Raw genomic sequence first — 12,955 nt, 5'->3', positions numbered from 1 at the left:
CCGGGAAAGGGGCATGTGAGATGGAACCGACCGTGACGCGGGTGGCCTGCGTGCAGCTCGCGCCCGTCCTCGGCGACCTGGCCGGCAACATCGAGCGCGCCCGCGCGGCGGTCCGCGCCGCCGTCGCGGACGGCGCGCGGATCGTCGTGCTGCCCGAGCTGGCGACCTCGGGCTACCTCTTCGCCACCGCGGACGAGGCGCGTGCGGCGGCGGTCGCGGCTGGCGACCCGCGGCTCGCGGCCTGGGCGGACGACGCGGCGCGCGGCGAGGCGCTGGTCATCGCCGGGTTCTGCGAGCTGGGCGAGGACGGGCGCCTGTACAACAGCGCGATCGCGCTGGACGGGTCCGGGACGCGCGCCGTCTACCGCAAGACCCACCTGTGGGACCGGGAGAAGGAGTTCTTCACCCCGGGCCGCGCGGATCCGCCCGTGATCGCCACCCCGTACGGCCGGGTCGGGATCCTCATCTGCTACGACCTGGAGTTCCCCGAGATGCCCCGCTCGCTCGCGCTGCGGGGCGCCGACCTCGTCGCGGTGCCGACCAACTGGCCCGTGGTGCCGCGCCCGGACGGCGAGCACCCGCCCGAGGTGGTCGCCGCGATGGCCGCCGCCCGCGCGAGCCGCGTCTTCGTCGCCTGCTGCGACCGCTCCGGCACCGAGCGCGGGGAGCGGTGGACGCGGGGCACCGCGCTCATCGACACCGACGGCTGGATCCGCGCGAGCACGCGGGACGAGGGCGGCCGCGCGACGGCCGACCTCCGCCTCGGCGACGCCCGCGGCAAACGGCTCACCGAGCTGGCCGACGTCCTCGCCGACCGGCGTCCCGAGCTGTACGGACCGCTCACGGACCGCTGACGGCAGACCGCCGCAGGCCCGTCCCGGCACCGCCGCCCGTCCCAGCGCCGCAGGCAGGTCCCGGCGCCGCAGGCAGGTCCCGGCGCCGCAGGCAGGTCCCGGCGCCGTAAGGAGCTCGCGGCCGCGGGGCGGTCAGCTCACGCCGGGGCGGCGCCGGGACGTCCCGCCGGTGGCCGGGTAGACGCGCTGCGACGGGTCGGTGATCCCGGCCAGCAGCGTGCTGCGCGCGCGCCGCGCCAGTTCCCGCGCGCCCGGCGACAGGACCGACGACGTCCGCTGGATGAACGCGATGGTGTCGTACAGCGGCTCGGTGAACGGGACCGTCCCGACCTCGGGCGGGCAGAACGGGCTGTCGGCGACGGCCCGGGAGATGATCGTGTCGCCGACCCCGCGGGCGACCAGCGCGAGCGCCGCCTCGACGTGCTCCACCTCGATGATCGGCTCGATCCGCAGCCCCTCCAGCTGGGCCCGCTCGGCGATCTGCCGGCGGGTCGGGTCGGACCAGCCGTACCGGGCGTCGTACATGACCAGGTCGGCCTCCGCCATCCGCCGGATCGTCATGGGTGCCGCGAGCCGCTCGGGGTCGGCGCTGGCGTAGAACACCTCGTCGCGGATCAGCGGCGTCACCCGCAGGCCCGCGTCGTCCACCGGCAGGACGACCAGGCCCGCCTCCAGCTCGCCCTTCGACACGGCCGCGGCGACGTCGCTGGAGTTCTGCCCGACGAGCCGGAGCCGGACGTTCGGGTACGCCTCGCGGAACTGCTGCGCGAGGTCGGGCAGCAGGTAGAAGGACGCGTTGCGCAGCAGCCCGAACGTCACCACGCCCCCGTCCAGGGAGCCGATGGACCGCAGCGCCGCGCCCGCCTCGTCCACCGAGGACACGGCCTGCTCGGCGAACGGCAGCAGCTCCGCGCCGGCCGACGTCAGGACGAGCCGGCGCCCGCCGCGGATGAACAGCGGCATCCCGAACTCCTCCTCCATCCGGCGGATGAGCTCCGACACCGACGCCTGCGCCATCCTCAGCTCCCCGGCGGCGGCGGTGAAGGAGCCCGTCCGGACGGTGAGGAGGAACGCGCGGAGCTGGTTCAGGGTCACAGGGCGACCCTATGGCAAATGCGGGATAAGTCGGTCTAGTCCTGTTCTTTCCGGCTGCCTAGCCTGTCCTTGGGACGCATGACCCGCCGGGCGCCCGCGGACGAGTCCCTCCCGTCCCCCACCTCCGAAACGCCCGAAGGACGAAATGATCACCCATCTCAAGGAGGCCGTCGCCTCCGACCGGATCGCCGCCGACAACGGCCGCGTCGCGGCGACGGTCCGCGGGATCCTCGACGACGTCCGCGCCCGCGGCGACGCCGCGGTCCGCGAGTACTCCGCCCGCTTCGACGGCTGGACCCCCGCCTCCTTCCGGCTGTCCGCCGGCCAGGTCGAGGAGATCGTCGCCGGGGTGCCGAAGCAGGTCATCGAGGACATCGAGTGGGTCCAGGAGCAGGTCCGGACGTTCGCCGAGCGGCAGCGCGCCTCCCTCACCGACTTCGAGGTCGAGACGCTGCCGGGCGTCCGGCTCGGCCAGCGCAGCGTCCCGGTCCGCGCGGCCGGCGCCTACGTCCCCGGCGGCCGGTACCCGCTCACCGCGTCCGCGCACATGACGATCGTGACCGCGAAGGTCGCCGGGGTGTCCCGGGTGGTGGCGTGCACGCCGCCGATCCGCGGCGAGGTCCCCGCCGCCACGGTCGCCGCGATGCACCTCGCCGGGGCGGACGAGATCCACCTGCTCGGCGGCGTCCAGGCGATGGCGGCGCTCGCGATCGGCACCGAGTCCATGGAGCGTGTGGACATGATCGCCGGACCGGGCAACGCCTACGTCGCCGAGGCGAAGCGGCAGCTCTTCGGCGAGGTCGGCATCGACCTGCTCGCCGGCCCCACCGAGATCCTGGTGGTCGCCGACGACGCCGCCGACCCGTTCGTCGTGGCCGTGGACCTGCTGAGCCAGGCCGAGCACGGCCCCGACTCCCCCGCCGTGCTGGTCACCACCAGCGAGCAGGTCGCGCGCCGGGCGATGGCGCACGTCGAGCGGCTCCTCGGCGACATGCCGACCCGCGACTTCGCCGCCCCGGCCTGGCGCGACCACGGCCAGGTCCTCGTGGTGGACGACCTGGACGAGGCGTTCGCCGTCGCCGACACGTTCGCCTCCGAGCACGTCCAGGTGCTCACCCGCGAGCCGCGGCAGGCCCTGGAGAAGATGCGCGACTACGGCGCGCTGTTCCTCGGCGAGGGCACCTGCGTGTCGTACGGCGACAAGGTGATCGGCACCAACCACGTCCTGCCCACCCGGGGCAGCGCCCGCTTCACCGGCGGCCTCTGGGTCGGCAAGTACCTCAAGACCGTCACCTACCAGGAGGTGACCGACCCGGAGTCCAGCGCGCGGCTCGGCGAGGTGTGCGGCCGCGCCGCCCGGGTGGAGCTGTTCGAGGGGCACGCCCGCTCCGGCGACGTCCGCGCCGCCAAGTACCGGGGCGGGACGCTGCCGTGGAGCGACCACGCGTTCGAGGAGGCGCGGGCCGATGCCTGACGAGCCGCTGCCTGACGGCGTGCCCGGTGGCGCGCCCGGCGGCCCGCTGGACGGCGTCCGCGGCAGGACGGCTCTGGTCACCGGCGCTGGGAACGGCCTCGGCCGCGCCATCGCCCTGGCCCTCGGCGGCGCCGGAGTCCGGGTCGTCCTCGCAGGGCGGACGCGCGCGAACCTGGAGGAGACGGCCCGGCTGCTGGCCGGACAGGGCGCCGAGGGCCGAGCCGTCGAGGCAGACGTCGCCGACCCCGATTCGGTGGCGTCCCTGGCGGAGGCGATCGCCGGCGAGGACCTGTCCATCGTGGTCAACTGCGCGGGCGTCGCCGGGCCCGTCAAGCCGCTCACCGAGGTCGAGCCGGACGAGTGGGACGCGGTGTTCGCCGCCAACGTGCGCGGCACCTACCTCGTCTGCCGCGCACTGATCCCCGCCCTGCTGAGGCACGGCTCCGGCGACATCATCAACATCGCGTCGGTGAGCGGCAAGCGCCCGCTGGCGCTGCGCACCCCCTACACCGCGTCCAAGATGGCGGTCATCGGCCTCACCACCACGCTCGGCGCGGAGGTGGGCCCGCTCGGGATCCGGGTCAACTCGCTGTCGCCCGGCCCCGTCCGCGGCCCCCGGATGGAGCGCAACTTCCGGTTGGAGGCCGCCCGCCTCGGCATCACCGAGCGGGAGGCCGAGGCGGCGTTCGCCTCCCGCGCCGCGCTCGGCCGCCTCCTGGAGGAGGACGAGGTCGGGCGCGCGGTGGTGGCCATGCTGATGATGTCGGGGCTGCACTGCGCCGACATCGACCTGTCCGCCGGGATGGTGGCGCGGTGACGGAGCCGGCCGGATCCGGCGAACCGCTCGTCCTGCTGAGCGGCATGCTCGGCGACGCCACGGTCTGGGACGGCGTGCTCGCCGCGCTCGGACCGGCCGGGCCCGTCGTGCGCCCCCGCATCGACCTCGACGACTCGATCGGCGGGATCGCCGCCCGGGTGCTCGCCGCGGCTCCCGCGCGGTTCGCGCTGGCCGGTCACTCGCTCGGCGGCATCGTCGCCCTGGAGATCATGCGGAGGTCGCCCGAGCGGGTCACCCGGCTGGCGCTGCTCAACACCAGCGCCGGTGCCGGCACGCCCGCGCAGCGCGCCGGCTGGGCCCGCCTCGCCGAACGGGTCCGGGACGGGCGGTTCGCGGCGGTCGCCGCCGAGCTGGCAAGGGCCACGCTGCCCAGCGCCCGCAGAGACGACCCCGACCTGGTCGGGCGCAACGAGCGCATGGCCGCGACCGTCGGGCCGGACGGCCTGCTCCGGCAGCTCCGCGCGCAGGAGTCGCGCATCGACGGCCGCCCGTCGCTGGCCGCGATCAGCGTCCCGGTCCTCGTGCTCAGCGGTGACCTGGACGACGTGAGCCCGCCGGAGCTCCAGCGGGACATCGCGGAGCGCATCCCGCAGGCACGGCACGAGTTCATCCGGGACTGCGGGCACATGTCGCCCCTCGAACGTCCCACCGAGGTCGCCGCCCACCTCCGCGACTGGCTCAAGGAGTGAGCCGCGCGCGTTCAGAGGCGCTTGTGGGAGGTGCGCAGGACGGGTTCGACGGGGTGGACGACGCGGCGCGGGCCTCCGTCGTCCCCCGCGATCCTCGCCAGGAGCCGGTCGACCGCGCTGCGCAGCATGTCCTCGAACGGGACGCGCAGCGTGGTCAGCCCGACCAGCGGCCAGGACGCCTGCTCAAGGTCGTCGAAGCCCACGAGGGCCAGATCGCCCGGGACGCGCAGCCCGAGCTCGTGCGCGCCGTTCATCGCCCCCAGGGCGATCATGTCGTTCGCGCAGAACAGCGCCCGCGGGAGGCGCCGCTCGGCCGCCATGGCCGCCACCGCCGAGCGCCCGTGCTCGAAGTCGAAGCCGCCGTGCCGGATCCACGCCGGATCGGCGGCGATCCCGGCGTCGTCGAGCGCGGCGCGGAAGCCGTCCTCCCGCTCGCGGCCGGTGCTGGCGGCGCGCGGGCCGAGCAGCGCGCCGATCTCGCGGTGCCCGGCGTCCAGCAGGATCCGGGTGCCGAGCCGGGCCCCGAGCCGGTCGTCGGCGACGCAGGCGTCGAGCGGCACGTCCTCGGCGTAGCGGTGCAGCAGCACCGCCGGGACGCCGCGCTCGCGCAGGACGCCCGGCAGCCGCGAGCCCCGGGACGCGGTCGAGACGATCACGCCGTCCACCGATCCGCCGAGCAGGTGCGACTCGATGTCGTCGGGGTCGCCGTGCTCGGCGATCAGGGAGAGCCGGTAGTGCCGCCGGTCCAGCTCGTCGCACAGCCGCCCGACCAGCAGCGACCACAGCGGGTTGTCGAGGTCGACCACCATCGCGACACGGCGGCTGCTCCGCGTGGACAGGTCGCGCGCCCGGTCGCTCGGAACGTAGCGCAGCCGCGCCGCCGCCTCCTGCACGCGGCGCGCGGTCTCGGCCGGGATGCTCGGATGGCCGCGCAGCGCCCGCGACACCGTGGACTGCGACACCCCGGCGGCGCGCGCCACGTCCAGGCTCGTCACTCGCATCCGTCCGCCCCCTCCGGTGTCAGGCACCCGGCGGGTCAGTAGCCACCGGACGCCGCCGACTCCCCCGCCGTACCTCCCCCCGTGCCGCGCACGGCCGCGACGCCCTCCGCGGCGGCCCGCCGCAGGATGGCCATGTCGGTGCCCGGGGTCACGAAATCGTAGCCCTGCTCGACGAGCCGCCGGGCGGCGGCCGGACCGGAGGCGAAGGCCCCCGCGAGGACGCCCGCCACGTGCGCGGCCTCGGCGATCCGGACCATCGCGGCCTCGACCTCCGGCGGCGGGACGGCCAGCCCCGGCTCGGCGCCGAGCGCGAGAGCGAGATCGTTCGGGCCGACGAAGACGCCGTCCAGCCCCGGGGTGGCGACGATCGCCTCCAGGTCGGCGAGAGCGGGCCGCGACTCGACCATCGCCCAGGTCATGACCTGCGCGTCGGCCTGCTCGACGTAGCCGGGGACCAGCCCGAGGTTGGCGCGGGCCGGGCCGTAGCTGCGCACGCCGGCCGGCGGATACCGGCACATCGCGACGAACCGCGCGGCCTGGGCGGCGTCGTCCACGGCAGGGCAGATGATCCCGTACGCGCCCGCGTCCAGCAGCTTGCCGATCACGGCGGCGTCGAGCGCCGGGGTCCGGGCGAGCGGGACGGCGGGTCCGGCCGACACGGCCTGGAGGAGGCGGACGGCGCCGTCCATCCCGAACATCCCGTGCTGGAGGTCCACGGTCACCGAGTCGTACCCGGCGTACGAGAGCGTCTCGGCGAGGTAGGGGCTGTCGGCCGACACCCACGCGTTGACCACGGGCTCCCCCGCGGCGAACAGGGCCCTGAGCCGGTTGTCGCGCATGCGCTCCGCCTTCCTCGACGAGGTTCGTGCATACGTTAGCACGCTGTTGACAGCACTGATCGGCACTGTGAGAGTGGGCTCTGCACGCATACGTTTGCATAGAAGGGATCTCCCATGACCGTCCAGGTCACCGCAGCCGAGCTCGCCTCCCGGACGATCCTGCGCAAGGACCTCGCCGCCGACACCGCCGCCTTCATCGACACGAGGATCCCGGGCTCCGAAAACAAGATCAACTATCCGCTGATCGGGCCGGGCGTCTCCGAGAACGCCGAGCAGGCCGTCCCGGTCACCGCGCCGCACGGCTTCAACCTCGGCGCGGCCGCGATGCCGGCCGGCGTCACCAACAACCTGCACCTGCACTTCACCGCCGAGGTCTTCGTCTGCATGGCGGGCGAGTGGCTGTTCCGCTGGGGCGTGCGCGGCGACGACGGCGAGGTGACCGTCCGGCCGGGCGACGTCATCTCGATCCCGACGTGGGTCTTCCGCGGGTTCACCAGCGTGGGGACCGACGACGCGTTCCTGTTCACCGCCCTCGGACGGGACCGCTCCGGCGGCCTCATCTGGGCGCCGTCCGTCCTGGAGAGGGCCGCCGAGCACGGCCTGCACCTGACCGCGGACAACCGCCTCATCGAGACCGCGCCGGGCGAGTACCCCAAGGGCGTCGAGCTGAAGCGGCCCCTGACCGAGGCCCAGCTCGGGACGCTCCGCAAGGTCGGCGTGGAGGAGATGCGCGCGCGGCTGGCGCGCCCATCCGACCTGCGCTGGTCCGCCGCGCCGTTCCTGGACTCCGCGCTGGACACCGGCGGCGCCGAGCTCGCCGCCATCGTCGGCTACGGGATCACCGAGGACCGCGACCAGCACCCCAACCTCGCCGACCCCCACGGGTTCAGCCTCGCCCGGCTGCGCGCGTCCGCGGGCCGCGGCGTGTCGACCCACGCGGTGGACGAGCCGCAGGTGCTGATCGTCACCGGCGGCCGCTGGCGGGTCACGCTGAACCGGGAGGACCCGGTGTCCGCGGAGCTCGGCCCCTACGACACCCTGTCGGTCCCGCCCGGGGCGTGGCGCCGCTTCGAGAGCGTCGGCGACGGGACGGGCGAGGCCGTCGTGATCACCGGGGGCGAGGGCCGGACGCGCATCCGGTGGGACCAGGCCGTCGTCGCCCGGGCCGCCGAGCGCGGCACGGTGATCGACGCGAACGGCTACGCCGCCGACGCCGCCCTCCTCGACGCCTGAGGCGGGCGGTGACGGGCGGTACACCCCCTGGAGGTGGACCCCCAGACCCCCAGGGCTCCCGCCCGGAGGGCAGGATCAGGGGGCGAGCTCGGCGGGCAGGTCCGCCTCGTGGACGACGGTCAGCGACGTGACCGCGCGGGTCAGCACGACGTAGAGGCGGGCCAGGCCGCGCGCCTCCGCGGCCGCGATCGCCGCGGGCTCGGCGACGACGACGTGGTCGTACTCCAGACCCTTCGCGAGCGTCGCCGGGACGACGAGGACGCGTCCCGTGCCGTCGGACTCGGGACCGAGCACGCCGTGCGCGATCCCGGCGTCCGCCAGCGCCGCCGCGTGGGCGTCCGCGTCGGCGTCCGGCACGATGAGGCCGATGGACCCCGCCCGCTCCAGCGCGGCGCGCACCGCCGCGACGGCGGCCGGGAGCAGTGCGGGCACGCGCCGCACGTCCAGGGCCCCGGCGCCGGGGCGCAGCGAGCGCGGGCGCTCCAGCTCCGGCGCGACGTGCGGGAGCAGCCGGGCGGCGTAGTCGAGGACGGTGCCGGGCACGCGGAAGCCGAGGGTCAGCTCGGTGACCTCCCCGTCCTGGCCGAGGTGCGCGAGCACCTCCTTCCAGGAGCGGGCCGACCACGCGGTCGTGCCCTGCGCGAGGTCGCCGAGGACGGTCGCGGAGCCCGTCGCGCAGCGGCGGCCGAGCGCCCGGAGCTGCATGGCGGACAGGTCCTGCGCCTCGTCCACGACGAGGTGGCCGAGGGACGCCGTGCGCGTCATCAGGTCGGCCAGCTCGTCGAGGAGCGCGCGGTCGGCGGCCGTCCACCGGGCCGAGCGGTGCGACCGGGCGGGCTTCTCCCAGCGGATCGCCGCCTGCTCGTCCTCGGTGAGGACGCCCTTGGCGGCGGCGCGGAGGAAGCCGGCGTCCGACAGCAGCCGGTACAGGACCTGCTCCGGGGTCACCTTCGGCCACACCTGGTCGAGGACCTGCTTGACCGGCCGGCTCCGGGCGACCTGGTCCTGCACCCGGTCGTCGGGGGCCTCGCCGCGCTGCTCCATCAGCACCAGGATCCGGTGCGCGAGCCGCTGCGCGAACGCGGCGCGCCCGCTGGCGTAGCGGGTCGTCCCGCGCAGGCCCGCGGCGATCTCGCGGACCTCGTGCCCGGCGAGCCGGTAGCGGGCCGCGCCGCGGGTGACGACGAGCCCGTCCTCCGGCTTGCGGACGTGCAGCCACAGGGCCTTGCGCAGGACGTCCGCCATCCGCGCGTCGCCCTTGGCGGCCGAGACCTCCGCCGGCTCCGCCCCGGTGGGGGCGCCGAGCAGGTCGTCGACCGTCGCCTGCTCGACCCTGACCTCGCCGAGCGCGGGCAGCACCGCCGCGATGTAGGCGAGGAACGCGCGGTTCGGCCCGACGATGAGCACGCCGGAGCGCGACAGCCGCTCCCGGTGGGTGAACAGCAGGTAGGCGGCGCGGTGCAGCCCGACGGCGGTCTTGCCGGTGCCGGGGGCGCCCTGCACGCAGACGGTCCGGGCCGGCTCGGCGCGGACGATCACGTCCTGCTCGGGCTGGATCGTCGCGACGATGTCGCGCATCGGGCCGGTGCGCGGCCGCTCGATCTCCTCGGTCAGGATCCGGGACGGGCCGAGCGGGCCGCCGTCGAGCGGCTCGTCCTCGAACGCGGTCAGCTCGCCGCCCTGGAACCCGAACCGGCGCCGCAGCCGCCAGCCCATCGGGTCGGCCGGTCCCGCCTGGTAGAAGGCGCGCGACACCGGGGCGCGCCAGTCGAGGACGAGCGGGCGGCCCTCGTCGCCGTCGTGGACGTGGCGCCGTCCGACGTACATGACCGCGGGCAGGCCCTCCTCCCCCTCTCCCGCGGGGCCGGCGGCGCTCGCGGCGTCGCGGTCCATGCGCCCGAAGAACAGCGGGGTGTCGGGCTGGTCGGCGAGCGCCGCGACGCGCTCGTCGAGCAGCGACTCCAGGAACTGCCTGGACACCCAGTCGGCCGCGACGTCGGCGGACAGTCCCGCGGCGTGCTCGCGCATCCGGCGCAGCGCGGCGCGGGACTCGGCCAGGTGGGCGCGCTCGGCGGCGAGGGTCGGCGGTTCGGCGGGCATGCGAACGGACCTCCTGAGGCGAGGGGGCGGGCGAAGAGGCGAAACCCACAACCTTACCGACAGGCCTTCAGGCCCGCACGGTGTTTTCCGTGCGGGCTGCGGCCGGAGCGTTCCAGCGTCCGCCTACGGCAGGCGCGGCAGGGCGGCCGTGTAGAGCCAGTCCGTGAACAGGTCGTCGAGGGGACGGCCCGCGACGCGGGAGGCGAGCGCGGTGAAGGCGGCGGTGGTGACCGTGCCGTGCCGGTGCTCGGACGTCCACTCGCGCAGCGTCCGGAAGAACGCGTCGTCGCCGACCGTGCGCCGCAGCGCGTGCAGCGCGAGCGCGCCGCGCTTGTAAATGCGGTCGTCGAAGATGTTGCGCGGCCCCGGGTCGGCCAAGACGAGGTCCTGCGGACGCTCGGCGAGGCGGCCGTGCCAGCGCCGGGCGTGCGCGTCCGCGGCCTCGCCGCCGGAGACCTCCGACCAGATCCACTCGGCGTGGCTGGCGAAGCCCTCGTGCAGCCAGATGTCGTTCCAGCGGCCGAGGGTGAGGCTGTTGCCGAACCACTGGTGCGCCAGCTCGTGCGCGACGAGCCGCTCGCTCCCGCGCCGCCCGTCCGCGTGGTTCGTCCCGAAGATCGACATGCCCTGGGCCTCGACGGGGATCTCCAGCTCGTCGTCGGCGACCACGACCGTGTAGGCGCCGAACGGGTACGGGCCGAACAGGTCGGAGAACGCGGCGAGCATCTCCCCCTGCCGCCCGAAGTCGTGCCGGACCTCGTCCTCCGCCGCCTGCGGGAAGTACAGGTGCTGCGGGACGGGCCCGTCCACCTCGGCGTGCCGGTAGCGGCCGATCTGCACGCTCGCGAGGTAGCTGGCCATCGGCTCGTCCTGCTCGTACACCCAGGTGGTGGTGGCGCCGGTGCGCCGCTTCCCGGTGAGGCGCCCGTTCGCGACGGCCTCGTACGCGGACGCGGTGGTCACGGCGATCCGGTAGCGGGCCTTGGCGTCCGGCCGGTCGTTGCAGGGGAACCAGGACGGCGCGCCGGTCGGCTGCCCCGCGACGATCGCCCCGTCGGTGAGCTGCTCCCAGCCGACCCCGCCCCAGTGGCTGGACACCGGGGACGGGTTGCCGGTGTAGCGGACCTCGACGGTGAACGCGGCGTCCCCCTCCACCGGCCGCGCCGGGAGCACGGTCAGCTTGCCGCGGCGGTGCCGGAACCGCGCCGGCGCCCCGTCCACCAGCACCTTGCCGATGCGGAAGGACCCGAGGTCGAGGACGAACCGGTCGAGCCGCGCGGCGGCCGTCGCCGACAGCCGCGCGGTGCCGGTGAGGCGGTTCGGCCCGACCCGGTAGTCCAGGTCGAGGTCGTAGTGGCCGATCTCGTACCCGTCCTCGCCGTGGTCGGGGAAGTAGCGGGTCTCCTGGCGGCGGGCGAGCGCCTTCATGCGGTGTCCACGAACGGTCGGGTCCTCCGGGTCATTCGGTCGTCTCGGGGGCCCACGCCGCGATCGGGTTGCCGAGCCACCGGGTGCCGGCGGGCAGCTGCTCGCCGCGCATGACCAGGGACGCGGGTCCGACCGTGGTGCCCGCCCCGACCGAGGCCGCGGGCAGGACCACCCCGTTCGAGCCTAGCGTCGCGCCGGGCCCGAGGACGACCGCGTCCACCCTCATGATCCGGTCGTGGAACAGGTGGGTCTGGAGCACGCAGCCCTGGTTGACGCACGCGCCGTCGCCGAGCCGCACGAGGTCGGCCTCGGGCAGCCAGTAGGTGGCGCACCAGACGCCGCGGCCGATCCGGGCGCCGAGCGAGCGCAGCCACAGGTTCAGCGGGGCGGTGCCGAGCCACGGCTCGGCGAACCACGGCGCGGCGAGGACCTCGACGAAGTTGTCGGCGAGCTCGTTGCGCCAGACGAACGCGCTCCACAGCTCCCGGCTGCCCGCGGCGATCCGGCCGACGAGCGCCCACTTGGCGGCGGTCGCGACGGCGGCGGCGAGCACACCGGCCGCGGCGAGGACGAGGCCGGACAGCAGCGCGGCGGCGCCGAACCCGTACCGGGCGGCGAGCGCTTCGAGGGCGGCGGCGGTGAGGACGCCGACGGCGACGGTGCACGCCGCCGGGACGATCCGGCACGCCTCGACGGCCGCGCGCGCCGCCTTGAGCCGCCGCGGCGGCCGGTAGGTGCGGGACTGGTCGGCGGTGTCGGCGGTGCGGCGCAACCGCACCGGCGGCATCCCGAGGTAGGACGCGCCCGCCTTCGCCTTCTTCGGCGCCGCGGACAGCACGCCGATCAGGCCGCCCTTCGGGACCTTGCGGCCGGGCCCGGTCATCCCGGAGTTGCCGAGGAACGCGCGCTTGCCGATGCGGGCCCGCGCGACCCGCATCCGGCCGCCGCCGAGCTCGTAGGGGGCGACCATCGTGTCGTCGGCGAGGAACGCCCCGTCCGCGACGGAGGTCATGGCGGGCAGCGCGAGGACGGTGGACGCCTCCACGTCCCGGCCGACCCGCATGCCGAGGGCGCGCAGCCACGCGGGCGTCAGGATGCTCGCGTACAGGGGGAACAGCCAGACCCGCGCCATGCCCATGAGGCGGCTCGACGCCCACGCGCGCCACGCCTGTGCGCCGTGCACGGGGTGCTCGCCCTCGCGCAGGCCGAGGCCGAGGAGCCGCACGCACGCCAGGGTGAGCGCGGCGAACGACGCCATGCCGGTGGCGGTGGCGAGGGGGACGGCGAGGAGCGCGGCGGGCAGCGCCTCGCCGAGCGTCCGGGTGCCGCGCAGGAAGGCGGCGAGGACGGCGAGGCCCGGCAGCGCCGCGACCGCCGGGAGCAGGCCGAGCGCGATCGCGGTAG

At 75.5% G+C, this 12,955-nt stretch carries 11 protein-coding genes; 5 read left to right on the top strand and 6 right to left on the bottom strand.

Features of this window, described 5'->3' with window-relative positions; genetic code table 11:
* Window positions 1-20 precede the first annotated feature (20 nt).
* Window positions 21-854, top strand: coding sequence for a nitrilase-related carbon-nitrogen hydrolase (locus E1300_RS31400; protein ID WP_165503072.1), 834 nt, complete (start codon window positions 21-23; stop codon window positions 852-854).
* A gap of 132 nt (window positions 855-986) precedes the next feature.
* Here the strand turns inward: E1300_RS31400 and E1300_RS31395 are convergent, their stop codons facing one another.
* Window positions 987-1,949 carry a LysR family transcriptional regulator gene (locus E1300_RS31395; protein WP_131760727.1) on the bottom strand — a complete coding sequence of 321 codons (963 nt, stop codon included), beginning with the start codon at window positions 1,947-1,949 and terminating at the stop codon, window positions 987-989.
* Window positions 1,950-2,094: 145 nt separating this feature from the next.
* On the opposite strand from E1300_RS31395, the gene hisD reads away from it, so the two are divergent.
* Genes hisD through E1300_RS31380 form a run of 3 tightly spaced genes read left to right on the top strand, consistent with a single transcriptional unit; the run spans window position 2,095 to window position 4,950 of the window.
* Window positions 2,095-3,423 carry a histidinol dehydrogenase gene (gene hisD, locus E1300_RS31390; protein WP_131760726.1) on the top strand — a complete coding sequence of 443 codons (1,329 nt, stop codon included), beginning with the start codon at window positions 2,095-2,097 and terminating at the stop codon, window positions 3,421-3,423.
* On the top strand, window positions 3,416-4,240 hold the full coding sequence (locus tag E1300_RS31385) for an SDR family NAD(P)-dependent oxidoreductase (RefSeq protein ID WP_131760725.1): 825 nt from the start codon (window positions 3,416-3,418) through the stop codon (window positions 4,238-4,240). The genes hisD and E1300_RS31385 overlap by 8 nt, the downstream gene beginning before the upstream one ends.
* Window positions 4,237-4,950 (top strand): alpha/beta fold hydrolase, encoded by a 714-nt coding sequence (locus tag E1300_RS31380; protein ID WP_131760724.1) that lies wholly within the window; start codon window positions 4,237-4,239, stop codon window positions 4,948-4,950. Before E1300_RS31385 ends, E1300_RS31380 begins: the two co-directional genes overlap by 4 nt.
* Window positions 4,951-4,961: 11 nt before the next feature.
* On the opposite strand, the gene E1300_RS31375 is transcribed toward E1300_RS31380, so the two are convergent.
* Window positions 4,962-5,951 carry a LacI family DNA-binding transcriptional regulator gene (locus E1300_RS31375; RefSeq protein ID WP_131760723.1) on the bottom strand — a complete coding sequence of 330 codons (990 nt, stop codon included), beginning with the start codon at window positions 5,949-5,951 and terminating at the stop codon, window positions 4,962-4,964.
* A gap of 35 nt (window positions 5,952-5,986) precedes the next feature.
* Complete coding sequence (locus tag E1300_RS31370) at window positions 5,987-6,790, bottom strand: HpcH/HpaI aldolase family protein (protein WP_131760722.1); 804 nt, start codon at window positions 6,788-6,790, stop codon at window positions 5,987-5,989.
* A gap of 114 nt (window positions 6,791-6,904) precedes the next feature.
* On the opposite strand from E1300_RS31370, the gene E1300_RS31365 reads away from it, so the two are divergent.
* The gene (locus E1300_RS31365; RefSeq protein ID WP_131760721.1) at window positions 6,905-8,023 is read left to right on the top strand and encodes a cupin domain-containing protein; all 1,119 of its coding nucleotides are present in this window, start codon (window positions 6,905-6,907) and stop codon (window positions 8,021-8,023) included.
* 75 nt (window positions 8,024-8,098) lie between these two features.
* Here the strand turns inward: E1300_RS31365 and E1300_RS31360 are convergent, their stop codons facing one another.
* From E1300_RS31360 to E1300_RS31350, 3 genes are all read right to left on the bottom strand, one after another.
* Complete coding sequence (locus tag E1300_RS31360) at window positions 8,099-10,123, bottom strand: HelD family protein (protein WP_131760720.1); 2,025 nt, start codon at window positions 10,121-10,123, stop codon at window positions 8,099-8,101.
* A 123-nt stretch (window positions 10,124-10,246) separates the two neighbouring features.
* Window positions 10,247-11,551 carry a M1 family metallopeptidase gene (locus E1300_RS31355; protein WP_131760719.1) on the bottom strand — a complete coding sequence of 435 codons (1,305 nt, stop codon included), beginning with the start codon at window positions 11,549-11,551 and terminating at the stop codon, window positions 10,247-10,249.
* A gap of 31 nt (window positions 11,552-11,582) precedes the next feature.
* Window positions 11,583-12,955 (bottom strand): Pls/PosA family non-ribosomal peptide synthetase (locus E1300_RS31350; RefSeq protein ID WP_370785305.1); only part of this gene is annotated, 1,373 nt, incomplete at its 5' end.

It is taken from the genome of Actinomadura fibrosa (assembly GCF_900659615.1).
Lineage (GTDB): Bacteria > Actinomycetota > Actinomycetes > Streptosporangiales > Streptosporangiaceae > Spirillospora > Spirillospora fibrosa.
This window is presented reverse-complemented; position numbering and strand designations above follow the sequence as displayed.

What these genes read in the sequence shown, in the direction of transcription:
- hisD (WP_131760726.1), top strand. Translation starts at nt 2,095, where the DNA reads ATGATCACCCATCTCAAGGAGGCCGTCGCCTCCGACCGGATCGCCGCC.
- E1300_RS31355 (WP_131760719.1), bottom strand. Translation starts at nt 11,551, where the DNA reads ATGAAGGCGCTCGCCCGCCGCCAGGAGACCCGCTACTTCCCCGACCAC.
- E1300_RS31365 (WP_131760721.1), top strand. Translation starts at nt 6,905, where the DNA reads ATGACCGTCCAGGTCACCGCAGCCGAGCTCGCCTCCCGGACGATCCTG.
- E1300_RS31385 (WP_131760725.1), top strand. Translation starts at nt 3,416, where the DNA reads ATGCCTGACGAGCCGCTGCCTGACGGCGTGCCCGGTGGCGCGCCCGGC.
- E1300_RS31370 (WP_131760722.1), bottom strand. Translation starts at nt 6,790, where the DNA reads ATGCGCGACAACCGGCTCAGGGCCCTGTTCGCCGCGGGGGAGCCCGTG.
- E1300_RS31375 (WP_131760723.1), bottom strand. Translation starts at nt 5,951, where the DNA reads ATGCGAGTGACGAGCCTGGACGTGGCGCGCGCCGCCGGGGTGTCGCAG.
- E1300_RS31400 (WP_165503072.1), top strand. Translation starts at nt 21, where the DNA reads ATGGAACCGACCGTGACGCGGGTGGCCTGCGTGCAGCTCGCGCCCGTC.
- E1300_RS31360 (WP_131760720.1), bottom strand. Translation starts at nt 10,123, where the DNA reads ATGCCCGCCGAACCGCCGACCCTCGCCGCCGAGCGCGCCCACCTGGCC.